At 68.7% G+C, this 25,277-nt stretch carries 25 protein-coding genes and 2 pseudogenes; 18 read left to right on the forward strand and 9 right to left on the reverse strand.

The features are described from left to right. Both HPS01S_RS12035 and HPS01S_RS12040 read right to left on the reverse strand, forming a co-directional pair. A pseudogene (locus HPS01S_RS12035) lies at positions 1-245 on the reverse strand (allantoinase); the annotation flags it as partial. A gap of 8 nt (positions 246-253) precedes the next feature. Continuing rightward, positions 254-922: a GntR family transcriptional regulator gene (locus tag HPS01S_RS12040; RefSeq protein ID WP_066156089.1), complete on the reverse strand. Its 669-nt coding sequence runs from the start codon at positions 920-922 to the stop codon at positions 254-256. Between the two features lie 71 nt (positions 923-993). On the opposite strand from HPS01S_RS12040, the gene uraH reads away from it, so the two are divergent. Then, entirely contained in the window at positions 994-1,347 is a 354-nt protein-coding gene (gene uraH, locus HPS01S_RS12045) for a hydroxyisourate hydrolase (protein WP_066156094.1), read from the forward strand. A gap of 12 nt (positions 1,348-1,359) precedes the next feature. Here uraH and HPS01S_RS12050 read toward each other — a convergent pair whose 3' ends face one another. Beyond that, positions 1,360-1,881 carry a hypothetical protein gene (locus HPS01S_RS12050; RefSeq protein WP_066156096.1) on the reverse strand — a complete coding sequence of 174 codons (522 nt, stop codon included), beginning with the start codon at positions 1,879-1,881 and terminating at the stop codon, positions 1,360-1,362. Between the two features lie 163 nt (positions 1,882-2,044). On the opposite strand from HPS01S_RS12050, the gene xdhC reads away from it, so the two are divergent. The 8 genes from xdhC (at position 2,045) to fghA (ending at position 10,303) form a co-directional block, all read left to right on the forward strand. Continuing rightward, positions 2,045-2,866, forward strand: a complete 822-nt coding sequence (gene xdhC, locus HPS01S_RS12055; RefSeq protein ID WP_066156098.1) for a xanthine dehydrogenase accessory protein XdhC — start codon at positions 2,045-2,047, stop codon at positions 2,864-2,866. Between the two features lie 144 nt (positions 2,867-3,010). After that, a complete protein-coding gene (locus HPS01S_RS12060; RefSeq protein ID WP_066156101.1) occupies positions 3,011-3,742 on the forward strand; it encodes an aspartate/glutamate racemase family protein in 732 nt (243 codons plus the stop codon). Between the two features lie 38 nt (positions 3,743-3,780). Continuing rightward, on the forward strand, positions 3,781-5,151 hold the full coding sequence (locus HPS01S_RS12065; protein ID WP_157576292.1) for an NCS1 family transporter: 1,371 nt from the start codon (positions 3,781-3,783) through the stop codon (positions 5,149-5,151). Positions 5,152-5,166: 15 nt separating this feature from the next. Then, positions 5,167-5,919, forward strand: a complete 753-nt coding sequence (locus tag HPS01S_RS12070; RefSeq protein ID WP_066156106.1) for a GntR family transcriptional regulator — start codon at positions 5,167-5,169, stop codon at positions 5,917-5,919. A 228-nt stretch (positions 5,920-6,147) separates the two neighbouring features. Then, on the forward strand, positions 6,148-7,347 hold the full coding sequence (locus tag HPS01S_RS12075; protein ID WP_066156108.1) for a urate hydroxylase PuuD: 1,200 nt from the start codon (positions 6,148-6,150) through the stop codon (positions 7,345-7,347). A 46-nt stretch (positions 7,348-7,393) separates the two neighbouring features. Beyond that, the gene (locus tag HPS01S_RS12080) at positions 7,394-8,500 is read left to right on the forward strand and encodes an S-(hydroxymethyl)glutathione dehydrogenase/class III alcohol dehydrogenase (protein ID WP_066156111.1); all 1,107 of its coding nucleotides are present in this window, start codon (positions 7,394-7,396) and stop codon (positions 8,498-8,500) included. Positions 8,501-8,507: 7 nt separating this feature from the next. Then, positions 8,508-9,416 (forward strand): alpha/beta fold hydrolase, encoded by a 909-nt coding sequence (locus tag HPS01S_RS12085; RefSeq protein WP_066156115.1) that lies wholly within the window; start codon positions 8,508-8,510, stop codon positions 9,414-9,416. A 23-nt stretch (positions 9,417-9,439) separates the two neighbouring features. Further along, complete coding sequence (fghA, locus tag HPS01S_RS12090; protein ID WP_066156118.1) at positions 9,440-10,303, forward strand: S-formylglutathione hydrolase; 864 nt, start codon at positions 9,440-9,442, stop codon at positions 10,301-10,303. Between the two features lie 28 nt (positions 10,304-10,331). Here the strand turns inward: fghA and HPS01S_RS12095 are convergent, their stop codons facing one another. The 4 genes from HPS01S_RS12095 to HPS01S_RS12110 form a co-directional block, all read right to left on the reverse strand. Next, a complete protein-coding gene (locus tag HPS01S_RS12095; RefSeq protein WP_066156123.1) occupies positions 10,332-11,114 on the reverse strand; it encodes an anti-sigma factor family protein in 783 nt (260 codons plus the stop codon). Between the two features lie 3 nt (positions 11,115-11,117). Beyond that, entirely contained in the window at positions 11,118-11,636 is a 519-nt protein-coding gene (locus tag HPS01S_RS12100; RefSeq protein WP_066156126.1) for an RNA polymerase sigma factor, read from the reverse strand. A 6-nt stretch (positions 11,637-11,642) separates the two neighbouring features. Next, positions 11,643-12,035 carry a COG4315 family predicted lipoprotein gene (locus tag HPS01S_RS12105; RefSeq protein WP_066156128.1) on the reverse strand — a complete coding sequence of 131 codons (393 nt, stop codon included), beginning with the start codon at positions 12,033-12,035 and terminating at the stop codon, positions 11,643-11,645. A gap of 95 nt (positions 12,036-12,130) precedes the next feature. Next, positions 12,131-13,819, reverse strand: a complete 1,689-nt coding sequence (locus HPS01S_RS12110; protein ID WP_066156131.1) for an AMP-binding protein — start codon at positions 13,817-13,819, stop codon at positions 12,131-12,133. 158 nt (positions 13,820-13,977) lie between these two features. Between HPS01S_RS12110 and HPS01S_RS12115 the strand changes: the two genes are divergently transcribed. Together HPS01S_RS12115 and HPS01S_RS12120 are read left to right on the forward strand one after the other, a co-directional pair. Then, positions 13,978-14,679, forward strand: coding sequence for an alpha/beta hydrolase (locus tag HPS01S_RS12115; RefSeq protein ID WP_066156134.1), 702 nt, complete (start codon positions 13,978-13,980; stop codon positions 14,677-14,679). A 94-nt stretch (positions 14,680-14,773) separates the two neighbouring features. Beyond that, positions 14,774-15,490: an alpha/beta hydrolase gene (locus HPS01S_RS12120; protein ID WP_066156136.1), complete on the forward strand. Its 717-nt coding sequence runs from the start codon at positions 14,774-14,776 to the stop codon at positions 15,488-15,490. Positions 15,491-15,502: 12 nt separating this feature from the next. Here HPS01S_RS12120 and HPS01S_RS12125 read toward each other — a convergent pair whose 3' ends face one another. Together HPS01S_RS12125 and HPS01S_RS12130 are read right to left on the reverse strand one after the other, a co-directional pair. Then, the gene (locus tag HPS01S_RS12125; protein WP_066156140.1) at positions 15,503-16,951 is read right to left on the reverse strand and encodes an 8-oxoguanine deaminase; all 1,449 of its coding nucleotides are present in this window, start codon (positions 16,949-16,951) and stop codon (positions 15,503-15,505) included. 1 nt (position 16,952) lies between these two features. Next, a complete protein-coding gene (locus HPS01S_RS12130) occupies positions 16,953-17,858 on the reverse strand; it encodes a LysR family transcriptional regulator (RefSeq protein ID WP_066156143.1) in 906 nt (301 codons plus the stop codon). Positions 17,859-17,981: 123 nt separating this feature from the next. Here HPS01S_RS12130 and gcl point away from each other — a divergent pair, with 123 nt between their 5' ends. The 7 genes and pseudogenes from gcl to HPS01S_RS12165 all read left to right on the forward strand — a co-directional run bounded on the left by gcl (position 17,982) and on the right by HPS01S_RS12165 (position 25,258). Then, on the forward strand, positions 17,982-19,769 hold the full coding sequence (gcl, locus tag HPS01S_RS12135) for a glyoxylate carboligase (protein ID WP_066156146.1): 1,788 nt from the start codon (positions 17,982-17,984) through the stop codon (positions 19,767-19,769). A gap of 23 nt (positions 19,770-19,792) precedes the next feature. Continuing rightward, positions 19,793-20,590, forward strand: coding sequence for a hydroxypyruvate isomerase (hyi, locus tag HPS01S_RS12140; protein ID WP_066156149.1), 798 nt, complete (start codon positions 19,793-19,795; stop codon positions 20,588-20,590). 15 nt (positions 20,591-20,605) lie between these two features. After that, positions 20,606-21,523 (forward strand): annotated as a pseudogene (gene glxR, locus HPS01S_RS12145) (2-hydroxy-3-oxopropionate reductase); the annotation flags it as partial. 23 nt (positions 21,524-21,546) lie between these two features. Further along, a complete protein-coding gene (locus HPS01S_RS12150; RefSeq protein WP_066156158.1) occupies positions 21,547-22,866 on the forward strand; it encodes a glycerate kinase type-2 family protein in 1,320 nt (439 codons plus the stop codon). A gap of 59 nt (positions 22,867-22,925) precedes the next feature. Continuing rightward, complete coding sequence (locus tag HPS01S_RS12155) at positions 22,926-23,702, forward strand: DeoR/GlpR family DNA-binding transcription regulator (protein WP_066156162.1); 777 nt, start codon at positions 22,926-22,928, stop codon at positions 23,700-23,702. Between the two features lie 7 nt (positions 23,703-23,709). Then, the gene (locus tag HPS01S_RS12160; RefSeq protein WP_066156165.1) at positions 23,710-24,867 is read left to right on the forward strand and encodes an MFS transporter; all 1,158 of its coding nucleotides are present in this window, start codon (positions 23,710-23,712) and stop codon (positions 24,865-24,867) included. A 10-nt stretch (positions 24,868-24,877) separates the two neighbouring features. Continuing rightward, a complete protein-coding gene (locus tag HPS01S_RS12165; RefSeq protein WP_066156168.1) occupies positions 24,878-25,258 on the forward strand; it encodes a glyoxalase/bleomycin resistance/extradiol dioxygenase family protein in 381 nt (126 codons plus the stop codon). Positions 25,259-25,277 lie beyond the last annotated feature (19 nt).

The following is a 25,277-nucleotide window of genomic DNA, read 5'->3' on the forward strand; positions in this document are numbered from 1 at the left end:
GAGCCGTACTCGTAGATGCCTTCCATGCTGATATGGCGGGCCTCGAAGGCGGCCGGGTTGAACATTTCCGAGAGGAACTGTTCGCTGGCCTTGTCGCCATGCAGCACGCAGTTTTCGCCGCCCTCTTCGTAGTTGAGGACGAACTGCACCGCAATGCGCGCACCGCCCGGCCAGCGGGCGTGGGGCACGTCGCGGCCGTAGCCGATCAGGTCGCGCGGGTAGGGGGCGGTGCTGTCGTAGATCATGCGGGTGCTCAGGAAGAAAGGGCCAGGGACAGGTCGTTGGTGGGCAGCTTGCGGTCGAAGGTCAGGCCCTCCTCCACATGCAGCAGGTGTTCGTTCATCAGGCGCACGGCCAGCTCTTCGTCCCTGGCGGCGAGCGCCTTGACGATGTCGGCGTGCTCTTCGTTGGAGTGCTCGGCGGCCGCGGTGCTCTGGTACATCAGCGTGATCAGGGCGCAGCGCGAGATCAGGTCGCGCAGCAGCTCGGCCAGCACCTCGTTGCCCATGAGTTCGGCCATGCGCACGTGGAAGTCGCCCAGCAGCTCGGTGCGGCCGGGCACGTCCTGGTTGCTCACGGCCTGCTTCTCCTGGGCCACGTGCTCGCGCAGCGCTTTGAGCTTGGCGGGGCTGACCTGGCGAACGAACGCGCGTGTCATCTCGACTTCCAGCATGCGCCGCACCGCGAACACCTGCTTGGCCTCCTCCACCGAGGGGGCGGCCACAAAGGCGCCGCGCGCGGGTTCGAGCCGGATCAGGCGGTTCTGGGACAGCTGGAACAGGGCCTGGCGGACCAGGGTGCGCGACACCCCGAAGTGGTCGGCCAGTTTCTGCTCGGCGAGCTTGGTGCCCGGGTGCAGGCGGTGCTCGACGATGGCCCGGGTCAGCGACTCGACGATCTGGCTGGTGCTGGACGTTTCCATGAAGTCATCATATCCAGAAAAACAAAAAGTGTATACACTTTTGGTCGACCGAACTTCACGAGGACTTCACCATGGGCCTGAGCACCCACGTTCTGGACACGATGCACGGCTGCCCCGCGGCGGGCATGGCTGTCGAGCTCTACACCACCGACGGCGAGCAGGCCACGCTGGTCAAGCGCTTCACGCTGAACCACGACGGCCGCAATCCGGATGGGCCGCTGTACGACAACGCCAGCCTGAAGGTCGGCACCTACCGGCTGGTGTTCGATGTGAAGGGTTATTTCGCGGCCAGGGGGGTGGCGCTGCCCGAGCCCAATTTCCTGAACCGCGTGGCGCTGGACTTCGGCGTGGCCCACACCGACCAGCATTACCACGTGCCGCTGCTGGTCAGCCCCTGGAGCTACAGCACGTACAGAGGCAGCTGAAGCTGCCGGGGGTCACCGGTTCCTCTGGCCTTCGGTCAGCGTGTCGAGCTGGAACTGCCCGCTCTTGTCCCAGAGCCAGGTGTCGACGTAGTAGACACGGCCCATGAGCACTGGCGCGGGGTAGGGCGCGGCTTCCTGGATGGCGCGCTCGATCTCGGCCTTGGCGCCCGGATGGCTGGGCGGTCGCATCCAGTTCATGGTGACGATCCGGCCGCGGTGGTCCAGCTCCAGCTGCATGGTGCCCACGCCCTGCAGCAGCGGCGGCATCTTGCCCTTGAAGATGCGGTGGGCGTTCTTGCCGTAGATGTGTTGTGCGCCATCGCGGCGGTAGTCGCGCGGAGTGGCCGCGTGCGACACGTAGGTGGGCGGCGGTTCGATGGCCACCGGCGCTTCGGACGGCGGGGCCGTGGTCTCCAGCGCGGGCTCGGCGGGCGGCGGCGTGGGCACCGGCGAGGCGCAGGCGGCGAGCAGGGCGACCACGGCCAGGGAGGCCAGTCGGTGGGCGGCAATGAAACGGGCAGTTGGAGCGTGCATGGTTGTCTCTCGGTGTCTTCGTGATCGGCGAAGTCGCCGCCAGGCAGGGCGCCATAGGGCTGGGAGGATGCAGTTTATGGCTCTTTGCCCACTTGCCCAAGCAAGAACCCGGTGGATACTGCCAGGCGGTCGCCGCATCGGCGTATATGGACGGATTTTTGGCATGCACGCCACACAGCACCCCGATCTTGCCCCCCTGTTTGAACGCCTGGCGCGGGCACCGGCGGTGCTGGTGTCGGTGTCGCACACCCAGGGCTCGGTGCCGCGGGAGGCCGGCACCTGGATGGCCGTCTGGCCCGACGGGCAGATCGGCACCATCGGTGGCGGCCACCTGGAATGGGACGCGCTGAAGCAGGCCCGGGACGCGCTGGCAGCCGGCGCGTCGATGCCCTGGACACACCGGGTGGCGCTCGGTCCCAGCCTCGGGCAGTGCTGCGGCGGGGTGGTGGAGCTGCGCTTCGAGCCGGTCACGCTGGCCGAGGCGGGCGCCCTGCGGCAACGGCTGGCACCGGTGCTCACGCCGGTCGCCCTGTTCGGCGGCGGCCACGTCGGGCAGGCCATCGTGCGGGCGCTGGCGCCGCTGCCGTTCGCGGTGCACTGGATCGACAGCCGCGACGGCGTGTTCCCGGACCGCCTGCCATCGACGGTGTGCGCCGAACATTCCGAGCCGGTGCAGGACGCGGTCCGCGATCTGCCGCCTGGCGCGCGGGTGCTGATCATGAGCTTCTCCCACGCCGAGGATCTGGACATCGTGGCGGCCTGCCTGCAGCGGCGCCGGGCGTCGGGCGACCTGCCGTTTGTGGGCCTGATCGGCAGCAGGACCAAATGGGCCACCTTCCGGCGCCGGCTTCTGGAGCGGGGTTTCACGGACGGTGAGCTCGGGGGCATCACCTGCCCGATCGGACTGCCCGGCATCGGCGGCAAGGAGCCGGCGGTGATCGCGGCTTCGGTGGTCGCCCAGCTGCTGATCCAGCGCAGCGCCTGACGCTGCGCCACAGGTCGCCATGCGGCCGGCTTTTTCTATCCGTTGCGGGTAAACCCCAGTCATTTGGGGCGCTCAGCCCCTTGTTGCGTTCGATTATTGTATACAAACTATGTGTTCGAAATTTGAATCCAACAAGGAGATGCCATGAAACTGCGCGTGATCAACCCGAACACCACGCAGGCGATGACGGACACCATTGGCCAGGCCGCACGCCGCGTGGCCGGGCCGGGCACACTGATCGTGGCCAGCCAGCCCGCCAGCGGTCCGGTGTCGATCGAGAGCCATTTCGACGAAGCCGTGGCCGCCATCGGGGTCGCCGAGGAGGTGCTGGCTGGCGAGCGTGAGGGCACCGATGCCTACGTGATCGCCTGCTTCGGCGACCCGGGTCTGTGGTCGGCCCGCGAACTGACCCGGGCGCCCGTGATCGGCATCGCCGAGGCGGCCTTCCACATGGCCGCCCTGATCGCCACCCGCTTCTCCGTGGTCACCACGCTGGGCCGCACCTGTGTCATTGCCGAGCACCTGCTGGCCCAGTACGGTTTCGAGCACCAGTGCCGCCGGGTGCGCGCCGCCGAGATCCCGGTGCTGGACCTGGAGCACGACCCCGATGCGTCCCTGCGCAGGATCATCGAAGAGAGCCTGCGGGCCAAGCAAGAGGATGGGGTCGGCGCCATCGTCCTGGGCTGCGGCGGCATGGCCGACCTCACCGACGAGATCTCGCGGGCCGTGGGTCTGCCCGTGGTCGAAGGCGTGACCGCGGCGGTCAAGCTGGCCGAATCTCTGGTGCACCTGGGCTTGCACACCAGCAAGCACGGCGACCTGGACTTCCCCCGTCCCAAGGCCTTTGCGGGCCGTTTCAGTCACTTCAGCGCCTGAGCGGCGCATCCTGCTTCCACCCACAAGGAGACAACACCATGAGCGAAGCGCAAGAGAAAGTGGCCGGTGAAGAATCGCTGGCACCACAGGAAACCCGGATCATGGACCGCTGGTCCTACCTGCTGGCCTGGCTGGGTGGCTGCGTGTCCATCGGCACCTTTGCCATGGGCTCCAGCCTGGTCGGCCAGCTGAACATGCTGCAGGCGGTGGTGGCCATTGCCATCGGCTGCTTCGTCATCGGTGTGGCGCTGGCCATCAACGGCGCCGCGGGCCACAAGTACGGCATCCCCTTCATGGTGCAGGCGCGCACCGCCTTCGGCTTCTCGGGCACCCGCCTGCCTGGCCTGGTGCGCGCGGTGCCGGCGGTGGTGTGGTTCGGTTTCCAGAGCTGGATCGGTGCCGGCGCGCTGAACGCGGTGTCGGCCACGCTGCTGGGATGGGACAACCTGGTGGCCTGGTTCGTCATCTTCCAGTTGCTGCAGATCGCGCTTTCGGTCTACGGCTTCAAGGGCATCAAGTGGCTGGAGAACGTGGGCAGCGTGTTCATCATCGCGTCGCTGATCTACATGTTCTACGCCGTGATCACCAAGTTCGGCGGCGCCATCAACGAGCGCATCACCAGCATCGAGGGCACCTGGGGCATGCCGTTCTGGGGCGCGACGATGCTGTTCCTGGGCATCTACAGCACCATGATGCTCAACGTCAGCGACTACTCGCGCGAACTGCACAAGAACGTGCGGCCCGGTCCCCTGACCACGATCTACGCCATGAGCATCCTGCCGGCCACCCTGTTCATGGGCCTGATCGGCCTGATGGTCTCCGGGGCCACCGGCACGGCCGATCCGATCAAGGTGTTCTCCAGCGCGGTCGACAACACGCCCCTGCTGGTCACCACGCTGCTGTTCATCGCCTTCGCCCAGGTCACCACCAACGTGCTCAACAACGTGGTGCCCCCGGCCTATGTGCTCATGGACCTGTTCCGCCTCTCGTTCCGCAAGTCGGCGGTGGTGGTCGGTCTGCTGGCCTTCTGCACCTTCCCGTGGGTGCTCGTGAAGGACGAATCCGCCTCGGGCCTGCAGATGTTCGTGCAGACCTATTCCGCCTTCCTGGGACCGATCTTCGCGGTGCTGGTGGTGGACTATTACGTGCTGCGCGGCCGCCGCCTCGATCTGGCCAAGCTCTACGACGAGAACGGCCCGTACCGGGGTGTGAACTGGGCCGGCATGCTGGCCACGCTGGCCGGTGCGGCCGTGGCGCTGTCCTTCCCGTCCATCAGCTGGTACGCGAGCCTGTTGCCGGCCGGCGTGGTGTACTACCTGCTGATGAACCACTGGGCGCCGTGCCGCCGCTTTCTCGATGGCGAGCCGAGCGTGGCGGCCCCGATGACCGCCAGCCGCCGGAGGGCCTGAGCCTAGAATCCGGGCATGCCCAGAAAACGCAGCAGCCCGGTGAACGCCCATGCACCACAGGTGGGGCCGGAGGACGCGCTGGACACGACCGAGCGCGGTCCGACGGTGGAGAGCATCGCGCAGGATGTCGCCGCCGCCATCGTGGAAAAGCGCATCCCGCCGGGCACCTGGCTGCGCGAGGAGGCCCTCGGCCGGGTCTACGGGGTGAGCCGGACCAAGGTGCGCGCCGCGCTGCTCATGCTGGCCAAGGACAAGCTGGTCGAGACCATTCCCGACAAAGGCACTTACGTGTGCCAGCCGAGTGTGGAAGAGGCGCGCGAGGTGTTCTCGGCGCGCCGCCTCATCGAGGCGGAGATCGTGCGGCTGTTCGTGGCACGCGCCCGGCCGGCGGACTTCGAGCAGCTGCGCCAGCACATCCGCATGGAGCGCTCCGCGCTCAAGGGGCCCTCGCTCGGCGCCGTCCGGGAAAAGCTGCTCGGGGATTTCCACGTGGCACTGGCCGAGGCCGCCGGGCACCGCATCCTCACCGAGATCCTCACCGAGCTGGTGGCGCGCAGTTCCCTGATTGCCATGCTCTATCAGAGCAGCAACGACGCGCACTGCTCGACCGACGAACACGAGCAGTTCCTGCGCATCTGCGAAACCGGCCATGCGGACTCGGCAGTGGCCAACATGATGGACCACCTGCAGCGCCTGGAGGCCAGCCTCGACCTGGGACAGGTGCGGGTCAGTCGGCAGCTGGATCTGGTCAACGCGCTGATGATGTGACCCCTGCGCGGGTGGCACGCCCCGTGCTTGGTGGCTGGGCACCACCCCGGGTAAACCCCGGATCAACTGTCTCCAAAAAGTGTATACACTTTGTTCATCCGGTCGCAGCGGAGCGGGTGCCTGGGCCTCAGCCCGGGCGCTCATTTACGCGGCCCTCAGTCGGCTCAGAGCGCCCGCGGTGGTGAGTCGCAAACCCTGACGGTGTCACCGTCCACGTGTTGAGGTGCCATGGAAACCTATCTGCTCGACTGGGCCAATCTGCTGCTGCGCTGGCTGCATGTCATCGTCGCCATCGCCTGGATCGGTTCCTCCTTCTACTTCGTCTTTCTCGACAGCAGCCTCACACCGCCCGAGGACGAACAGCTCAAGAAGGACGGCGTCGGCGGCGAGCTCTGGGCGCTGCACGGCGGCGGGTTCTACCACCCGGTCAAGTTCAAGGCCGCGCCGCCCAAACTGCCCGACCACCTGCACTGGTTCTACTGGGAAAGCTATTCCACCTGGCTCTCGGGCTTTGCGCTGTTCCTCATCTCCTACCTCTGGAGCCCCAGCGTCTACCTGATCGACCCTCGGGTCATGGAATGGTCGCCTGCGGGCGCGATTGCCGCGGCACTGGCCTTTCTGGTGGTGTTCTGGTTCGCGTACGACATCATCTGCCGCACCCTGGGCCAGACGAAGAACGGCGACGCCAAGGTGGGCGCGCTGGTGCTGGTGCTGGTCTGCATCGCGGCTTATGCGGCCACGCAGATGTTCGCCGGCCGCGCCGCCTTCCTGCTCATGGGCGCGATGCTGGCCACGGCCATGAGCGCCAACGTGTTCTTCTGGATCATTCCCGGCCAGCGCACCATGGTGGCCGACATGAAGGCCGGCCGGCCGGTGGACCCGATCCACGGCATCCGCGGCAAGCAGCGCAGCGTGCACAACACCTACTTCACGCTGCCGGTGCTGTTCGCCATGCTCAGCAACCACTACAGCTTCACCTACGCCCACCCGCAGAACTGGCTGATCCTGATCGCCATCATGTTCGCGGGCGCGGCCATCCGCCAGTTCTTCGTCATGCGCCACGGCTACAAGCTCGGCCGCAACCCGCACCCCTGGAAATACGCGGCCGTGGGCGTGATGGTGCTGCTGGGCCTGATCGTCTGGCTGCGCCCCGCGCCCACCGCGCCGGCGGCAGCGGCGCCGGCCACTGTGGGTTATGCGCAGCTGCAGCCGGTGGTGGCGCAGCGCTGCGTGATGTGCCACGGCGAAGCCTTGCAGAGCAAGGGCGTGCGCCTGGACTCGGCGGACGAGCTCAAGAAGAACGCCCAGATGGTCTACCAGCAGGTGGTGGTGCAGAAGCTCATGCCGATGAACAACGCCACCGGCCTGACCGAGGACGAACGGGCCTTGTTCGCGCAGTGGTTCAAGGCCGGCGCACCGGTGAACTGAAGCGTCCTGCGCTACCCTCAGGGTTTTCCAACCAACGGGAGACCCCATGAAAACACGCGCTGCGGTGGCCTGGAAAGCCGGCGAACCCCTGACCATCGAAACCGTCGATCTGCAGGGGCCGAAGTTCGGCGAGGTGCTGGTCGAGATCAAGGCCACCGGCATCTGCCACACCGACTACTACACGCTCTCGGGCGCCGACCCCGAGGGTCTGTTCCCCGCCATCCTGGGCCACGAAGGCGCGGGCATCGTGGTGGACGTTGGCCCCGGCGTGACCTCGCTCAAGAAGGGCGACCACGTCATCCCGCTCTACACGCCCGAATGCCGCCAGTGCAAGTTCTGCCTGAGCCGCAAGACCAACCTCTGCCAGCTCATCCGCGGCACGCAGGGCAAGGGCCTGATGCCCGATGCCACCAGCCGCTTCTCCATCGACGGCAAGCCCATCCTGCACTACATGGGCACCAGCACCTTCGCCAACCACACCGTGGTGCCCGAGATCGCGCTGGCCAAGATCCGCGAAGACGCGCCCTTTGACAAGGTCTGCTACATCGGCTGCGGCGTCACCACCGGCATCGGCGCGGTGCTGTTCACCGCCAAGGTGGAGGCGGGCGCCAACGTGGTGGTGTTCGGCCTGGGTGGCATCGGCCTGAACGTGATCCAGGGCGCAAGGATGGTGGGTGCCGACAAGATCATCGGCATCGACCTCAACCCCGAGCGCGAGGCCATGGCCCGCCAGTTCGGCATGACGCACTTCCTCAACCCCAAGGACCACGAGAACATCGTCGATGCCATCGTGCAGCTGACCGACGGCGGCGCCGACTACTCGTTCGAGTGCATCGGCAACACCAAGGTGATGCGCCAGGCACTGGAGTGCACGCACAAGGGCTGGGGCCGCAGCATCATCATCGGCGTGGCCGAGGCTGGCGCCGAGATCAGCACCAGGCCGTTCCAGCTGGTCACCGGCCGCAAGTGGGAAGGCTCGGCCTTCGGCGGCGCGCGTGGCCGCACCGACGTGCCCAGGATCGTCGACTGGTACATGGAAGGCAAGATCGACATCGACAGCCTGATCACCCACAAGCTCAAGCTCGAAGACATCAACGAAGGCTTTGCGCTGATGAAGCGCGGCGAGTCCATCCGTTCCGTCGTCGAGTTCTGAGCCCGCCATGGCGCTGCCGCTGCTGAACGCCGACACCCGCGTGCGCGCCGGCGTGCTGGAGGTGGCCTGCCACATGGCCGGGCCGGCCGACGGCCCGGCCGTGCTGTTGATGCACGGCTTCCCGTACGACATTCATTCGTATGTCGACGTTGCACCGATGCTGGCCGCCGCCGGCTGCCGCGTGGTCGTGCCCTACCTGCGCGGCTACGGCGGCACGCGTTTTCTTGACGCGGCCACGCCGCGCTCGGGCGAGCAGGCGGTGCTGGGCGATGACCTGCGGGCTTTGCTCGACGCGCTGTCCATCGAACGCGCCGTGCTGGCCGGATACGACTGGGGCGGCCGCGCTGCCTGCGTGGTGGCAGCGCTGTGGCCCGAACGCTGCACCGGTCTGGTCACGGTCAACAGCTACAACCTGCAGCACATCGCCCGCGCGATGGTGCCGGACACGCCCGAGAACGAGCAGCGCCTCTGGTACCAGTACCTGTTCCACAGCGAGCGCGGCCGCGCGGCGCTGACGCAGGACCGGCGCGCGCTGTGCCGCCGGCTGTGGGCACTCTGGTCGCGGACCTGGGCGTTCGACGACGCCACCTTCGAGCGCAGCGTCGCCGCCTTCGACCACCCCGACTTTGTGGACGTGGTCATCCACTCCTACCGCCACCGCTTTGGCCTGGTGCCGGGCGATCCGGCGGTGGCCGCGGTGGAGCGCCGCATCGCCGCCCAGCCACCCATCACCGTGCCCACCATCAGCTTCGACGGCACGGCCGACGGCGTGCGCCCCTGGGAGCCCGCCGCCGCCAACGCCCACCGTTTCACCGGCCTGCGCCAGCACCGCGTGCTGCCCGGCATCGGCCACAACCTGCCGCAGGAAGCGCCGCGCGCGTTTGCCGACGCAGTTCTTGAACTGATCCGCCGCTGACTCTTTTCATCACGAACAACACCATGGCCCTCGAACGACTTGAACTGCTCAGCGAACACGGCTGCTTCGGCGGCGTGCAGCGCTTCTACAAACACTTCTCGGTCAACCAGATCGGCCTGCCGATGCGCTTTGCGCTGTTCCTGCCGCCGCAGGCGCTGGCCGGGCAGAAAGTGCCGCTGCTCACGTATCTGGCCGGTCTCACCTGCACCGAAGAAACCGCGACCATGAAGGCCGGCGCGCAGCGCATGGCCGCGCAGCTGGGACTGGCCCTGCTGTTCCCCGACACCAGCCCGCGCAACAGCGGCATCGACGGCGAGGACCACCACTGGGACTTCGGCGTGGGCGCCGGCTTCTACCTGGACGCCACCGAACACCCCTGGGCCGGCCACTGGCAGATGGAGAGCTACCTGCTGCAGGACCTGATCCCCGGCGTGGTGGCCGAATTCGGCCTCGACGGCGACCGCCTCGGCATCACGGGCCACTCCATGGGTGGCCACGGCGCGCTCACGCTCGCGCTGCGCCATCCCGGCGTGTTCCGCAGCCTCTCGGCCTTTGCGCCCATCTGTGCGCCGACGAAGTGCCCCTGGGGCCACAAGGCCTTTCTGGGTTACCTGGGGCAGGACGAGTCGACCTGGGCCACGCACGACGCCGGTCTGCTGATGGCGGCGCAGCAGACGGCGCCATATCCCGGGGGCATCCTGATCGACCAGGGCCTGGCCGACAAATTCCTGACCGAGCAGCTCTACCCTGAAGCTTTCGAGGCCGCCTGCGCCCAGGCGGGCCAGCCGCTCACGCTGCGCCGCCACGCCGGCTACGACCACGGCTACTACTTCATCAGCAGCTTCATCGACGACCACCTGCGCCACCACGCGCAGGCGCTGGCCTGAGCGATCACCCAGCGCACCGGACCCCTGGTCAGCGCGGCAACTGCCGGTAGGCCGCATCAGCCAGCACCGCCAGCCGTTCGCGCGCCAGGTTGCCGCTGAGGGCATAGCCCATGCGGCGGTCGACCCAGTAGAAGGTCTCGGTCTCGCCCACCCGTATGAACTGGAACGCGGTGTCCTGGCCGGCCTGGTCGCCCAGCACCGAGACGTGCAGGGTCACGCGTTCGCCGGCCGCCGATTCGTACATGAACAGGGCGCGCGCCTCGCTGTTCTGTCCGGGCAGCAGGCGCCCGCCGATCAGCGCGAAGCCCTGCTCCTGCAGTTGCGGGGCGGTGAGCGGCGTGCCCAACCGCCGGGACAGCCACTGGATCAGGTGCGCCTGCTCGGCCACGCCGACCTCGACCGGATGGCGCTTCTCGGGCGTGTAGACCGCGTGGGCCACGCGCGCCTCCTGCACGAAGCCCGGAGTCGCGCCGGCCAGGCGGGCGGCCGGATCGCCGGCACTGCGGCCCCACCAGCCACCAGCGAAGCCCAGCGCCAGCAGCACGCTGGCGGCGAGCGCCTGCGGCCAGACGGCGCGGCGCGCCGGGCGGGTGGCCCGGGCCAGCGCGAGCGGCACCGGCTCGTCGAGCACGCTGCGCTGCAGGCCTTGCAGCGCGGTGCGCTGGGCCTGCCAGTCCTGGACGCGCCGCGCGTCCTCGGGGTGGTCCTGCAGCCAGGCCGACACCGCGTCGGAGCGGTCGGCCGGCAGCTGGCCGTCGACCCAGGCATGCAGCTCGGCGTCGGTCACGGGCGGGATGGGGTCGGCGTTCATGATTCAGGCAACGATTTTCAGCCGGGGCGTGACCGCGGTCGGAGGCTCTCCGCTGGTGAGCCGGCGCAGCTGTTCGCGGCCCCGGGAGAGGCGCGACATCACCGTGCCCACGGGCACACCCAGGACCTGGGCGGCCTCGGTGTAGGACAGCTCTTCCACACAGACCAGCAACACGGTTTCGCGCAACACCGGGCTCAACTCGGCCAGCGCGTGCTCCAGGTCCAGCCGCTCGGGCACCCGTGCCAAGGGGTCGTGGCTGGGTTCGTGGCGCTCCTCCAGTTCGACCGTGTCGCGCTCGTGCACCTGGTCGCGGACCTGGTTGAGGTGCAGGTTGTGCATCAGCGACAGCAGCCAGGCGCGCAGGCCGCTGCCGTCGGGCCGCGGCTTCCAGAGCGGCCACTTGTGGCAGGCGCGTTCCAGCGTGTCCTGCACCAGATCGTCGGCGCGGCTGGCGTCCCCCGTGAGCAGCCGCGCGTATCGGCGCAGGCGGGGGATGTGGGGCAGGGTGTCTTCGGGGCCCAAGGGGGATCAGGGGGTGGCCACGCGCCAGACCTTGTTGAAGCCGTCGCCGGTCTTGTCGCCCGGCTTGGTGTCCTTGATCCAGTAGTAGAGTGGCTTGCCCTTGTAGGCGATCTGCCGGCCGCCGTCGTCGCGGGTGATGACGCTGTAGTCGCCCGAAGCGTTGGCAGCGCCGGCCATCAGCGGGGGCCAGTTGGTGGCGCAGGGGCCGTTGCAGGTGCTCTTGCCGCTGCCGGCCACATCCTTGTCGAAGGTGTAGAGCGTCATGCCGTTGGGGCCGGTGAGCATGCCGTCGCGGGCCATGACGCCGCCGGGCGCGCTGGTGCTGCTGGCACAGCCGATCAGTGCGGCGGTGCCGAGCGTCAGGGCGGCGGCCGTGCGAAGGATGGGGAATCGGGACATGGTGAGCTCCTGGAAGGGAATGAAAAAAACCGGTTGGCAAACGGTAAACACCGTGGCCCACCGGTTTATTCCCTGCCGATCCCGCTTTTTTTACCTCAGGACTGCCAGAGCACGGTCTTGCCGGAGTTTTCCCATGCCTCGTAGTGTTTTGCGTACAGGTCTTCGATGCGGTTGCGCTTGACCTTGAAGGTCGGCGTGATCACGTCGTTGTCCACCGTCCAGGCGGTGGTGGTCACCACCAGGCACTGCAGGCGCTCGTGCGGGTCCAGCGTGGCGTTGATGGCCTTGATGTGGGCCGCCAGCGAGCTTTCCAGGGCGGCGCGACCTTCGGCGCTGGCCGACTGGGCCACGGCATCGGCATTGAGCATGGCGATGCCCAGCGGCTGGCCCAGGTTGGCGCCGGTGACCACGCAGGCCTCGATGGCCTCGTGCATCACCAGCTTGTCCTCGATCGGCGCCGGTGCCACGTACTTGCCCTTGCCGGTCTTGAACAGGTCCTTCACGCGGCCGGTGATGTGCAGCAGGCCCTGCGCGTCGATGCTGCCCTTGTCGCCGGTCTTGAGCCAGCCGTCGGGGGTGAACACCTCGGCCGTCTTCTCCGGCTCCTTGTAGTAGCCCTGCATCAGCGCCTGGCTCTTCATCTGGATCTCGCCGGTCTCGGGGTCGATGCGCTGCTGCACGTCGGGGTAGGTCGGGCCGACGGTGCCGCGCTGGTTCTTTCCGGCTTCGGTGATGTGCGAGAGCGCCAGGTTCTCGGTCATGCCGTAGCCCTCGTTGATGGCAATGCCGAGCTGGCCGTACCACTCCAGCAGGGCCAGCGGCATGGGCGCCGCGCCGCCCGCGGCGAAGCGGCATTGGTCCAGGCCCAGGGCCTTGCGGATCTTCCTGCGCACCAGACCACCGATGAGGGGAATGCCCAGCAGCCGGTTCAGCTTGGCCGGCGGCATCTTGTGGTGGATGCCCTGCTGGAACTTGACCCACAGCCGAGGCACCGAGAAGAACACCGTGGGGCGGGCGCGCTGCAGGTCGGCGGTGAAGGTGTCCAGCGACTCGGCGAAATACACGTGCATGGCCGTGCGCAGCCAGCCGTGCTCGACCAGCATGCGCTCGACCACGTGCGCCAGCGGCAGGTAGGACAGCATGCGGTCGTCCTGGGTCAGGGGAATTCGCTGCAGGCCGCGGTCCAGCGCCCAGGCGAAATTGCCGAAGGAGTGCATCACGCCCTTGGGCAGGCCGGTGGTGCCCGAGGTGTAGATCAGCGTGGCCAGCTCGTCCTCTCCGCGGACGGGCGACTCCTTCATCGGGGTGGTGCGCGCAACGATGGCATCCCAGCCCTCGTAGGCCTGCTTCGCGTCGTCGGGTGAGAGCGGGTAGCTCATGCAGGGCAGGCCGGCGGGCACGCCGGGCTTCATGTGCTCCCAGCCATCGAGCTTGCCGACGAACAGCGCCTTGGACTCGCTGTGGGTCAGGATCTGGGTGATGGTGTCGGGCGCCAGCGTCGGGTAGAGCGGCACCGAGACGTAGCCAGCCATCCAGATCGCCAGGTCGCTCATCATCCACCAGGCGCAGTTCTTGGACAGGATGGCGACCTTGCTGCCGGGCGCCCAGCCCTGGGCCTTCAGGTGCGCAGCCATGCGCCGGCTGTGGTCGGCCACCTGGGCCCAGGTGAAGTCCTGCACCACGCCTGCACCCATGGGCTGGGTCAGGGCCACCCGCGACGGGGCGGTTTTCTCCCAGTGGTACAGGCGTTGCAGGGCGAGGTAGTCGGGCGAAATCTTGGTCATGCTGGTCTCCAGGTGAATGCCGGACTCTACCGGGGCCGGGCCGGCCGTCGGCAGCGGGCTTTCCCGCGTGTTTTCTAGAGCCTGCGCTCCAGTTTGCACGCAGCGCTGACCAGGATGGGCCGCATCTCAATGCCACAGACCAGCGCTATGCTGACCGGATGACCTCTTCCATCGAACTCATTGAATTCACCACCGGCGGTGACCCGGCCGCCCAGCCGGTGGCCAGCATTGTGGTGCTGCACGGCCTCGGGGCCGACGGCCGCGACTTCGTGCCGGTGGCTCAGGCCATGGACCTCTCGACCATCGGACCGGTGCGCTTCGTGTTCCCCAGCGCACCGGCGCGGCCGGTGACGATCAACGGGGGCTATGAGATGCGCGCCTGGTACGACATCTTTTCCCTCAGCACAGACCCGGCCGCGCCGCGCAAGGAGGACGAGGCGGGCCTGCGCGAGAGCCAGGCCATCGTGCTGCAGCTGGTCGAACGGGAGGTGCAGCGCGGTGTGCCGGCGCACCGCGTGGTGCTGATGGGCTTTTCGCAGGGCTGCGCCATGACCTTGCTGGCCGGCCTGCGCGCACCGCAGCGGCTGGCGGGCCTGGTGGCGCTGTCGGGCTACCTGCCGCTGGCGGCGACCACCGCGGCGCAGGCCAGCGAGGCCAACCGGGGGGTGCCAGTCTTCATGGCGCATGGCGATGCCGACGACATCGTGGTGCTGGCGCGCGGCGAGGCGGCGCGCGACGCGCTGGCGGCTCTGGGCTACCCGGTGCACTGGCATTCCTATCCCATGGGGCACGAGGTGTGTATGGACGAGATCGCCGACCTCAACGCCTGGCTGGAGGGTCGGTTGTCGAACCCGGCGTGACAAATATTTGTTACCGATCAATTCAACTGCAACCAGCCGGCGCCAGAGCGCCGGCGACCTGTAACAACGCCATGGCTGGCGCTATGCTGATGCCATGAGCACCCGTCGGAAGATCCAGCTGCGCGAAACCGTGACCGGCGGTGACCCGTCGGCGGTGCCTTCCGCCACCCTGATCGTCCTGCACGGACTGGGGGCCGACGGGCAGGACTTTGCGCCGCTGGTGACCGAGCTGGACCTGTCGTCCGCCGGGCCGGTGCGGTTCGTGTTTCCCAACGCCCCGCTGCGCACCGTAAGCCTCGGCGACGGTGAACCCGGTCAGCCCATGCGCGCCTGGTACGACCCGCGCCCGGTAGCGGCCGAAACCGGTGCGGTGTCGACGCAGGACGAGGAGGGCCTGCGCGCCTCCTGCGAGGTGGTGCAGGCGCTGATCGACCGCGAGGCGGCGCGCGGCGTGCCACCCGGCCACGTGGTGCTGCTGGGCTTTTCTCAGGGCGCGGTGATGACGCTGATGGCGGGCCTGCGGGCGCCCCAGCGGCTGGCCGGCCTGGTGGTGCTCTCGGGTTACCTGCCGCTGTCGATTGCGACCGAGGCCGAGGCCAGCCCCGCCAACCGCGACGTGCCGATCTTCATGGCGCACGGCCGGCAGGACCCGGTGGTGCTGCCGCAGCGCGCCGAGTCCTCGCGCGACAAGCTGTTGCGCCTGGGCTACGACATCGCCTGGCACGACTACCCGATGGGGCACGAGGTCTGCCCGCGGGAGATCCGCGACCTCAACGGCTGGCTATCGGTGCTGCTCGCGCCCTGGCACTGAGCGCGGCGGCGCTCAGCGTGCCGCGTTCGCCAGTTCGATGGCCAGGCGGTTGTGCCGTTCCACGAGTGGGCCAAGGTCCACGGTGACGAGCCGGCCTTCCCGCACCACCACCCGACCGTTGACCACCGTGTAGGCCGCCTGCGGGCTGGCACACAGCAGCAGGCTCGCCAGCGGGTCGTGCACCGCACCGCCGGCAAAGCCCAGGGTGCGCAGGTCGAACAGCGCCAGGTCGGCGCACATGCCCGGCGCCAGGTGGCCGATGTCTTGGCGGCCCAGCACCTGCGCGCCGCCGCGGGTGGCGATGTGCAGCGCGTCGCGCGCGGTCATCTCGGCCGGCCCGAGGTCGCAGCCGAAGAAGGTCTTGCCGCCGCGGGTCTCGGGGGCTGAGAGCGCGCGGCCCACGCGCGCCAGCAGCAGCGCCTGCCGCGCTTCGTTCACCATGTGGGCGCCGTCGTTGCTGGCGCTGCCGTCCACGCCCAGGCCCACCGGCACCCCGGCGTCCAGCATGCGGCGGACGGGCGCGATGCCGCTGGCCAGGCGCATGTTGCTGCAGGGGCAGTGCGCCACGCCGGTGCGGCTGGCCGCGAACAGCGAGATGCCCTCGTCGTCGAGCTTGACGCAGTGCGCGTGCCAGACGTCGTCGCCCAGCCAGCCCAGTTCCTGCGCGTACTGCGCGGGCGTCATGTGGAACTTCTCGCGGCTGTAGGCGATGTCGTGGTCGTTCTCGGCTAGGTGGGTGTGCAGGCGCACGCCCTGGCCCTTGAAGCTTCGGGCGAGTTCGGCGCTCTGCTGCATCAGTGCGGGGCTGACCGAGAACGGTGAGCACGGCGCGAGGGCCACCTGCACCATGGCGCCGTGGTCGGCGCTGTGCCAGGCCTCGATCAGGCGCTGGCTGTCTTTCAGGATGGCGTCTTCCTTTTCCACCACCCGGTCCGGCGGCAGGCCGCCCTGTGACTGGCCCACGCTCATGCTGCCGCGTGTGGCCAGGAAACGCATGCCGATGCGCTGCGCCGCCTCGATGCTGTCTTCCAGCCGCACGCCGTTGGGGTAGATGTAGAGGTGGTCGCTGCTGGTGGTGCAGCCGCTCATCAGCAGCTCGGCCATGGCGACCTGGGTCGAAACCTGCACCATCTCCGGCGTCAGCCCGGCCCAGATCGGGTAGAGCCCGCGCAGCCAGGAGAACAGCTCGGCGTCCTGCACACCGGGAATGGCGCGCGTGAGGCTCTGGTACATGTGGTGGTGTGTGTTCACCAGCCCGGGCGTGACCAGGTGGCCATGCGCGTCGATCACCTCGCCGGCCGATTCGCGCAGCGCGCGCGGCAGCTCGGCGGTGGGGCCGATCCACTCGATGACGTTGTCGCGCACGAACAGCGAAGCGTCCTTTAGCTCGCGCCCTTTCGACGGGTCGGCGTGGTCGAAGGTGGCGATGCAGGCGGCGTTGTGGATCAGCAGGGAGTTCATGTCACTTCAACCAGTAGTGGGGTTTGGCGTAGGTCTTCTTGAGGTGCTCGATGAAAAAGCGCACCTTGGCCGGCAGGTGGCGCTGCTGCGGGTACACGGCCAGGATGTCGTAGGCGGGCAGGGCGAAGTCGTCGAGCACGGTCACCAGCTCGCCGCGCTGCAGCTGCGCCTGGATCTCCCAGGTGCTGCGCCAGCCCAGACCCATGCCTTCGCTGACCCAGCGGTGCAGCAGCTCGCCGTCGTTGCAGTCCAGGTTGCCGTCCACGCGCACCGTCACCGTTTTGCCGTCCTGCTGGAAATACCAGCCGCGCTGCTGGCCCCCTTGCAAGTTGAAGGCCAGGCAGTTGTGGTCCTTCAGGTCGTCCAGCGTCGCGGGCTTGCCGTGTTTGCGGAAGTAGGCCGGCGTGCCGCAGACCACGCGCTGGTTGGTGGCCAGCTTGATGGCCACAAAGTTCGGGTCGATCGCACCGCCGATGCGGATGCCCATGTCGTAGCCCTCGCGCACCAGGTCCACCACCCGGTCCGTCAGGTTGAAGGACAGCTTGACCTCCGGGTTGGCCTTGAGGAAGGCGCTGGCGTGCGGCGCCACGTGCAGCCGCCCGAAGGCCGCCGGCGCCGAGACGATGAGGTGCCCGCTGGCCTGGTGCTTCTGCGCCGCCACGCTGGCCTCCGCCTGCGCCCACTGTGCCAGCAGCGGGCGGCATTCGTCCAGGAAGCGTGCGCCCGCGTCGGTCAGCACCAACCGCCGGGTGGAGCGGTGCATCAGCTGCGTGCCCAGGCGCTTCTCCAGCGCGTCGATGCGCCGGCCCATCATCACCGGGGTGATGCCGGCGTGCAGCGCAGCGGCGGCCAGGCTGCCGTGCTCCATCACCTGCACGAAGGCTTCGATTTCCTTGTAACGGTCCATGGGGGCATGTTATCGGCGCGATTGCATACCGCAAGTATCGAATCAACTGACCGCCAGTGGCATTCACAAGACCGTATGGCCTCCATAGCATCGGTCCCAGTCCACAAACCACTGGAGACAGACATGGCGAAGATGAAGGCCGCGATGGCGGCGGTGCTGGTGATGGAGAAGGAGGGCATTGCCCAGGCCTTCGGCGTACCCGGCGCCGCCATCAATCCGCTGTATGCGGACCTGCGCGAGCGCGGCAGCATCGCCCACGTGCTGGCCCGCCACGTGGAGGCCGCCTCGCACATGGCCGAGGGTTACACCCGCGCCAGGGCCGGCAACATTGGCGTCTGCATCGGCACCAGCGGTCCGGCCGGCACCGACATGATCACCGGCCTGTACTCGGCCAGCGCCGATTCGATACCGATTCTCTGCATCACCGGCCAGGCGCCGCGCGCACGCCTCTACAAGGAAGACTTCCAGGCGGTGGACATCGAGAGCATCGCCAAGCCCGTGACCAAGTGGGCGGTGACGGTGCGCGAGCCGGCCCTGGTACCGCGCGTGTTCCAGCAGGCCTTCCACCTCATGCGCTCGGGTCGCCCGGGCCCGGTGCTGATCGACCTGCCGTTCGACGTGCAGATGGCCGAGATCGAGTTCGACATCGACACCTACGAGCCGCTGCCGGTCTACAAGCCCGCCGCCACGCGCAAGCAGATTCAGAAGGCGCTGGACATGCTGGCCGCTTCGAGCAAGCCCCTGATCGTGGCCGGTGGCGGCATCCTCAATGCGGATGCGGCGGACCTGCTGGTGGAGTTCGCCGAACTCACCGGCGTGCCGGTGGTCCCCACGCTCATGGGCTGGGGCGCCATCCCCGACGACCACCCGCTGATGGCGGGCATGGTGGGCCTGCAGACCAGCCACCGCTACGGCAACGCGACCATGCTCGCCAGCGACTTCGTGCTGGGCATCGGCAACCGCTGGGCCAACCGCCACACCGGCAGCGTCGAGACCTACACCAAGGGTCGCAAGTTCGTGCACGTGGACATCGAGCCGACGCAGATCGGCCGCGTGTTCGAGCCCGACTTCGGCATCGTGAGCGACGCGAAGGCAGCGCTGGAGCTGTTCGTGCAGGTGGCGCGCGAGCGCGTCGCTGCAAACGCCTGGCCGAGCTACACCGACTGGGCCGAGCGCTGCGCCGAACGCAAACGCGTGATGCTGCGCAAGACGCATTTCGAGCAGATCCCGATGAAGCCGCATCGCGTGTACGAGGAGATGAACCAGGTCTTCGGCCGCGACACGGTGTACGTCAGCACCATCGGCCTGTCCCAGATTGCGGCGGCGCAGTTCCTGCACGTCTACGGTCCGCGCCAGTGGATCAATTGCGGCCAGGCCGGCCCGCTGGGCTGGACGCTGCCGGCCGCGCTGGGCGTGGTGGCGGCCGACCCGACGAAGCAGGTGGTGGCCCTCTCGGGCGACTACGACTTTCAGTTCCTGATCGAGGAGCTGGCCGTGGGCGCGCAGTTCCGCCTGCCCTATGTGCACGTGCTGGTCAACAACAGCTACCTGGGTCTGATCCGCCAGAGCCAGCGCGGCTTCGACATGGACTACTGCGTGCAGCTGGCCTTCGAGAACCAGAACGTGCCCGATGCCGCGGGCGATCTGCGGGGCTATGGCGTGGACCACGTGGCCGTGGTCGAAGGCCTGGGCTGCAAGGCCCTGCGCGTGACCGACCCGGAGCAACTGCAAGGCGCGCTGAGCCAGGCGCAGCAACTGGCCGCCGAGCACCGCGTGCCTGTCGTCGTGGAATGCATACTGGAACGGATCACCAACATCGCCATGGGCACCGAGATCGACAAGGTGGTCGAGTTCGAGGACATCGACTGCCGCGCCGCGCAGGGTCTCGAAACTGCGGGCCTGCTGGACTGAACACAACAACAAAGGAAAACGACATGCCGCAATTCGCCGCCAACCTTTCCATGCTCTGGAACGAGCTGCCCTTCCTCGACCGCTTCGACGCGGCGGCGAAGGCCGGTTTCAAGGCCGTGGAGTTCCTGTTCCCTTATGACTTCAAGGCCGAAGACATCGCCGAGCGCCTGCAGCGCAACGGCCTGCAGCTGGTGTTGCACAACCTGCCGCCGGGCGACTGGGCGGCGGGCGAGCGCGGCCTGGCCTGCATTCCGGGCCGTGAAGACGAGTTCCGCGCCGGGGTGGCCAAAGCCGCCGAGTACGCGCCGGTGATCGGCGTGCAGCGCTGGCACTGCATGGCCAGTCTGGTGCCCGCGGGCGTGAGCGAGGCGCAGGCGCGCGCCACCTGGGTGGCCAACGTGCGTTACGCGGCCGCCGAGGCGAAGAAGCTTGGGCTGCCGCTGCTGATCGAACCCATCAACAGCTTCGACATGCCGGGCTACTTCGTCAACCGCCCCCGCCAGGCCATCGCGCTGATGGACGAAGTGGGTGCGGACAACGTCTTCCTTCAGTACGACATCTACCACGCACAGCGCATGGAGGGCGAGCTCTGCAACACCATCCGAGAGCTGCTGCCGCGCATCGCCCACATGCAGCTGGCCGACACACCCGGCCGGCACGAACCCGGCACCGGCGAGATCCACCACCGCAACGTCTTCGACCACATCGACGCGCTGGGCTACAGCGGCTGGATCGGCTGTGAATACAAGCCGAAGGACGGCACGCCCGGCGGCACGGACCGCGGTCTGGGCTGGATCGCCGCCCACGGTCAAACACTCTGAACAGAACCCGATAGGAGACACCACATGACCAAGAGCGGCACCAAGGTCGGCTTCATCGGCCTGGGCATCATGGGCACGCCCATGGCGCTGAACCTCATCAAGGCCGGGCACATGCTGTTCGTGTCCAGCCGCAGCAAGATCCCGGCCGAGCTGGCGGAGGCGGGCGCGACGGTCTGCACCAACGCCACCGAGGTGGCCAGGCGGGCCGACGTGATCATCACCATGGTGCCGGACACGCCCCATGTGCAAGACGTGCTGTTCGGCGAGACCGGCGTGGCTAAGGGCCTGTCGGCGGGCAAAACCGTGGTGGACATGAGCTCCATCAGCCCGATGGCGACCAAGCAGTTCGCGCAGCAGATCAACGCGCTGGGCTGCGACTACCTGGACGCGCCGGTCAGCGGTGGCGAGGTGGGCGCCAAGGCCGGGAGCTTGACCATCATGGTCGGCGGGCCGGAGGCAGCGTTCGAGCGCGTCAAGCCGCTGTTCGAGGCCATGGGCAAGAACATCACGCTGGTGGGCGGCAACGGCGACGGCCAGACCACCAAGGTGGCCAACCAGATCATCGTGGCGCTCAACATCGAGGCGGTGGCCGAGGCCCTGCTGTTCGCCAGCAAGGCTGGCGCCGACCCGGCCAAGGTGCGTCAGGCCCTGATGGGCGGTTTCGCCGCCAGCCGCATCCTGGAAGTGCATGGCGAGCGCATGGTCAAGCGGACCTTCAACCCGGGCTTTCGCATCGAGCTGCACCAGAAGGACCTGAACCTCGCGCTGCAGGGCGCGAAGGAGCTGGGTGTGAGTCTGCCGAACACGGCCAGCGCGGCGCAGCTGATGCAGAGCTGTGCGGCGCACGGCCTCGCTGGTCTCGACCACTCCGCCTTGTGCCGTTCGCTCGAACTCATGGCAAACCACGAGATCGCCCCAGAACCCGCCGCCTGATGCACCGCTAGACTGCGGCGACCATGACCCAGCCCACCCTTGAAAACCCGCGCGCCCTGCTGCGCCACCTGTACGACGTGGCGGTGCAGCGCGCGCTGCCGTTGCACAACACCGCGGCGCACCTGCCGGCGCCGCCCAAGGGCCGCACGCTGGTGCTGGGCGCCGGCAAGGCCGGTGGGGCAATGGCGCACGCGGTCGAAGCCCTGTGGCCTGCGGACGCACCGCTGTCGGGTCTGGTGGTCACGCGCTACGGCCACACGCCGCCGCGACCGGAAGAGCTCGCACAGCGCATCGAGGTCGTCGAGGCGGCGCACCCGGTGCCCGACGCCGCCGGTCTCGACGCGGCGCAGCGCATCCTGGCGCTGACGCAAGGGCTGACCGAAAACGATCTGGTGCTGTGCCTCATCTCGGGCGGGGGCTCTTCTTTGCTCACGCTGCCGTGCGACGGCTTGACGCTGGCAGACAAGCAGCGCATCAACCGCCAGCTGCTGGAGAGCGGCGCGCACATCGGCGAAATGAACACCGTGCGCAAGCACCTCTCGCGCATCAAGGGCGGGCGCCTGGCGGCGGCCTGCGCGCCGGCGCGCGTGGTCACGCTGACCATCAGCGATGTGCCGGGCGACGACGTGAGCGTGATCGCCAGCGGACCGACCGTGGCGGACGCAACCACCTGCACCGACGCGCTGGACATCCTGCACCGCTACGGCATAGAGGTGCCCGCAGCGGTTCGGCTGCAACTGGAGCAGGGCGCACTCGAAACCCCCAAGCCCGGCGACCCGCGTCTGGCGCGCTGCACCACGCACCTGATTGCCACGCCGCAGCAGAGCCTGGAGGCCGCAGCCGAGGCCGCACGGGCGCTGGGTGTGCGCGCTTACGTGCTCAGCGACGAGATCGAGGGCGAGTCGCGCGAGGTCGGCAAGGTGCATGCGGCGCTGGCGCGCTCCGCCACGCTCGGCCGCAGCAGCTTCGAGGCGCCTTGTGTCATCCTCAGCGGCGGCGAGACCACGGTGACTGTGCGCCCGCGCACCGAAGGCCAGCCCAAAGGGCGGGGCGGGCGGGCAGGGGAGTTCTGCATGGGCCTGGCGCAGGCGCTGAACGGGCATGCGAACGTGTGGGCGCTGGCGGCCGACACCGACGGCATCGACGGCGTGGAGGACAACGCGGGCGCCCTGGTCGCGCCCGACACGCTGGCGCGCGCCTCGGCCCGGGGCCTGAAGCTGGCCGACCACCTGGCGCGCAACGACGCGGTCGGCTTCTTCGAACCCCTGGGCGACCTGGTGTTCACCGGCCCCACGCACACCAATGTCAACGACTTCCGCGCGCTGCTCGTGACCCGGCCGTAGGTTGATCGTGCACGTTCGTGCATGTTGTGATTCTTGTTTGTGCACGATATGATGCGCGCATGAACACGGACATCCCCCTGGCCCGCCGCGACCAGATTGCCGCACGGCTGGCCCAGGGCCAGTCCGTGGTGGCCGCCACGCTGGCGGACGAATTCCAGGTCTCGGAAGACGCGATCCGCCGCGACCTGCGCGCGCTGGCCGGCGAAGGCCTGTGTCGCCGCGTCTATGGCGGCGCGCTGCCGCCGCTGCCTGGCGCCACCCCCATGGCGGTGCGCATGGACGAGCGGCGCGAGCGCAAGGCCGCGCTGGCGCGGGCAGCGGTGGCCATCATCGAACCCGGCGAATTCCTGTTCCTGGACAGCAGCAGCACCAATCTCGCGCTGGCGCAATGCCTGCCGTCCGAATACGCGCTCACCGTGGCCACCAATTCGGTGGACATCGCCGCCGCGCTGCTGCGCCGCCAGGACGTGCACCTGATCATGGTGGGCGGCGCGGTCGACCCGCTGGTGGGCGGCTGCATCGACGCCACCGCCGTGCTGGCCGTGGGGCAGATGAACATCCAGCGCTGCTTTCTGGGCACCTGCGGCGTGCTGGTGGACACGGGCATCTGCACGGTGGATGCTGCCGACGCCGCCTTCAAGCGCGCGCTGCGCGCCGCCAGCCAGCGCTGCGTGGCGATGGCCACCAACGACAAGCTCGGCCTGCTGCTGCCGCACCGCGTCACCCCCACCCGCGAGATCGATCATTTCGTGGTCGAACACGACGCCGACTTTGCCTTCCTGAAGGCGCTGGCGAAGCAGGGCACGCAGGTGCTCAAAGCGGACCGGCCGGAGTGATGCATCCATGACCACCGCTGTGTTGACGGAGCGTACTGACTGCCCCGCCACCCGCCTGGCCACGCGCCTGGCCTTCCTGGTCGCCGGCTTCGGGCTGGCCTGCTGGGCGCCGCTGGTGCCATTCGCCAAGCAGCGCCTGGGGGTGGGCGATGGCGTGCTGGGCGCCTTGCTGCTGTGCCTGGGCATCGGCTCGGTGGTGGCGATGCTCTGGGCCGGCTGGTTCAGTGCGCGCCACGGCAGCCGGCCGGTGGTGATCGCGGGCGGCCTGGGCGTGGCCCTGCTGCTGCCGCTGCTCGCCCTGGCGGACGCGCCGCTGACGCTCGGCCTGGCCCTGATGGTGTTCGGCGCCGCGCTCGGCTCGCTGGACGTGGCGATGAACGTGCACGCGCTGGCGGTCGAACGCGGCGCGGGCCGGCCGCTGATGTCCGGTTTCCATGCGCTGTTCAGCGTCGGCGGTCTGCTGGGCGCAGCCTTCATGACCGCGCTGCTGTCGGCGGGCTGGTCGCCCCTGGCGGGCACGCTGCTGGGCGCCGGGCTCATGCTGGCCGCGATGGGCCTGATGGCGCCGCGCCTGCTGGGCACCACGCCGGCCGCCGAAGCGCCAGCACTGGCCTGGCCGCGCGGCCCGGTGCTGCTGCTGGCGCTGCTGGCGGGCGTGTGCTTTCTCGTTGAAGGCGCGGTGCTCGACTGGAGCGCGCTGCTGCTGACCGAAGGCGGCCTGCTGGCCGCGGCGCAAGGGGGCCTGGGCTTCATGGTGTTTTCGGTGGCCATGACCGCAGGGCGCTTCGGCGGCGACGCGCTGTGCGCCCGCCTGGGCGACCGGGTGGTGCTGACGGTTGGCGGTCTGCTGGCGGTGGGTGGCTTTGTGCTGGTGCTGCTGGCAGGGTCGGCGGGTCTGGCGATGGCGGGCTTCTTCTGCATCGGCCTGGGCGCTTCCAACCTGGTGCCGGTGCTCTTCCGGCGCGCCGGTGCGCAGACCGTGATGGCCCCGGGGCTGGCGATCGCGGCCATCTCGACCACCGGCTATGCCGGCGTGCTGCTCGGCCCCGCCGCCATCGGCTTCGTGTCGCATCTGGTGGGCCTGCCCATCGCCTTCGCCCTGCTGGCGGCCCTGCTCGCCCTGCTGCCCCTGTTGGCCCACCGCGTGGTGGCGCGCCCCGCCTGAAGGACTCTCCATGAAACTGGCCCACATCGCCCTCTGGACGCGCGACCTCGACGCCGCCGCCGCGTTCTGGCAGACCTATTTCGGCGCCACCGTCGACGAGTCCTACCGCAGCCAGCGCCGGCCCGGCTTTGTCTCCCGCTTCGCCGCGCTGCCCGGCGGCGTGCAGATCGAGCTCATGACCGGCCCCTGGATCGAGGCCGTGCCCGACGCCGAGCGCCCGGGCTGGGACCACCTGGCCCTTTCGCTGGGCAGCGCCGAGGCGGTGAATGCCCTGGCGGCGCGCTGCCGCCACGCGGGCTGTCTCGTCTCCGGCCCACGCACCACGGGCGACGGCTTCTATGAAGCGGTGCTGGCCATGCCCGACGGCACGCGGATCGAAATCACGGCCTGAGGGAGGGGCCGGGCGGCGG

This window comes from Hydrogenophaga pseudoflava NBRC 102511 (assembly GCF_001592285.1).
In the GTDB taxonomy this organism is placed as follows: Bacteria; Pseudomonadota; Gammaproteobacteria; order Burkholderiales; family Burkholderiaceae_C; genus Hydrogenophaga; species Hydrogenophaga pseudoflava.

Excerpts from the sequence above, each read along its gene's own strand:
- gcl (WP_066156146.1), top strand. The coding sequence starts at position 17,982 with ATGGCGAAGATGAAGGCCGCGATGGCGGCGGTGCTGGTGATGGAGAAG.
- HPS01S_RS12070 (WP_066156106.1), top strand. The coding sequence starts at position 5,167 with ATGCCCAGAAAACGCAGCAGCCCGGTGAACGCCCATGCACCACAGGTG.
- HPS01S_RS12060 (WP_066156101.1), top strand. The coding sequence starts at position 3,011 with ATGAAACTGCGCGTGATCAACCCGAACACCACGCAGGCGATGACGGAC.
- HPS01S_RS12105 (WP_066156128.1), bottom strand. The coding sequence starts at position 12,035 with ATGTCCCGATTCCCCATCCTTCGCACGGCCGCCGCCCTGACGCTCGGC.
- xdhC (WP_066156098.1), top strand. The coding sequence starts at position 2,045 with ATGCACGCCACACAGCACCCCGATCTTGCCCCCCTGTTTGAACGCCTG.
- HPS01S_RS12150 (WP_066156158.1), top strand. The coding sequence starts at position 21,547 with ATGACCCAGCCCACCCTTGAAAACCCGCGCGCCCTGCTGCGCCACCTG.
- HPS01S_RS12095 (WP_066156123.1), bottom strand. The coding sequence starts at position 11,114 with ATGAACGCCGACCCCATCCCGCCCGTGACCGACGCCGAGCTGCATGCC.
- hyi (WP_066156149.1), top strand. The coding sequence starts at position 19,793 with ATGCCGCAATTCGCCGCCAACCTTTCCATGCTCTGGAACGAGCTGCCC.
- HPS01S_RS12050 (WP_066156096.1), bottom strand. The coding sequence starts at position 1,881 with ATGCACGCTCCAACTGCCCGTTTCATTGCCGCCCACCGACTGGCCTCC.
- HPS01S_RS12130 (WP_066156143.1), bottom strand. The coding sequence starts at position 17,858 with ATGGACCGTTACAAGGAAATCGAAGCCTTCGTGCAGGTGATGGAGCAC.
- HPS01S_RS12085 (WP_066156115.1), top strand. The coding sequence starts at position 8,508 with ATGGCGCTGCCGCTGCTGAACGCCGACACCCGCGTGCGCGCCGGCGTG.
- HPS01S_RS12080 (WP_066156111.1), top strand. The coding sequence starts at position 7,394 with ATGAAAACACGCGCTGCGGTGGCCTGGAAAGCCGGCGAACCCCTGACC.
- HPS01S_RS12075 (WP_066156108.1), top strand. The coding sequence starts at position 6,148 with ATGGAAACCTATCTGCTCGACTGGGCCAATCTGCTGCTGCGCTGGCTG.
- HPS01S_RS12120 (WP_066156136.1), top strand. The coding sequence starts at position 14,774 with ATGAGCACCCGTCGGAAGATCCAGCTGCGCGAAACCGTGACCGGCGGT.
- HPS01S_RS12125 (WP_066156140.1), bottom strand. The coding sequence starts at position 16,951 with ATGAACTCCCTGCTGATCCACAACGCCGCCTGCATCGCCACCTTCGAC.
- HPS01S_RS12160 (WP_066156165.1), top strand. The coding sequence starts at position 23,710 with ATGACCACCGCTGTGTTGACGGAGCGTACTGACTGCCCCGCCACCCGC.
- HPS01S_RS12115 (WP_066156134.1), top strand. The coding sequence starts at position 13,978 with ATGACCTCTTCCATCGAACTCATTGAATTCACCACCGGCGGTGACCCG.
- uraH (WP_066156094.1), top strand. The coding sequence starts at position 994 with ATGGGCCTGAGCACCCACGTTCTGGACACGATGCACGGCTGCCCCGCG.
- fghA (WP_066156118.1), top strand. The coding sequence starts at position 9,440 with ATGGCCCTCGAACGACTTGAACTGCTCAGCGAACACGGCTGCTTCGGC.
- HPS01S_RS12165 (WP_066156168.1), top strand. The coding sequence starts at position 24,878 with ATGAAACTGGCCCACATCGCCCTCTGGACGCGCGACCTCGACGCCGCC.
- HPS01S_RS12065 (WP_157576292.1), top strand. The coding sequence starts at position 3,781 with ATGAGCGAAGCGCAAGAGAAAGTGGCCGGTGAAGAATCGCTGGCACCA.
- HPS01S_RS12110 (WP_066156131.1), bottom strand. The coding sequence starts at position 13,819 with ATGACCAAGATTTCGCCCGACTACCTCGCCCTGCAACGCCTGTACCAC.
- HPS01S_RS12040 (WP_066156089.1), bottom strand. The coding sequence starts at position 922 with ATGGAAACGTCCAGCACCAGCCAGATCGTCGAGTCGCTGACCCGGGCC.
- HPS01S_RS12155 (WP_066156162.1), top strand. The coding sequence starts at position 22,926 with ATGAACACGGACATCCCCCTGGCCCGCCGCGACCAGATTGCCGCACGG.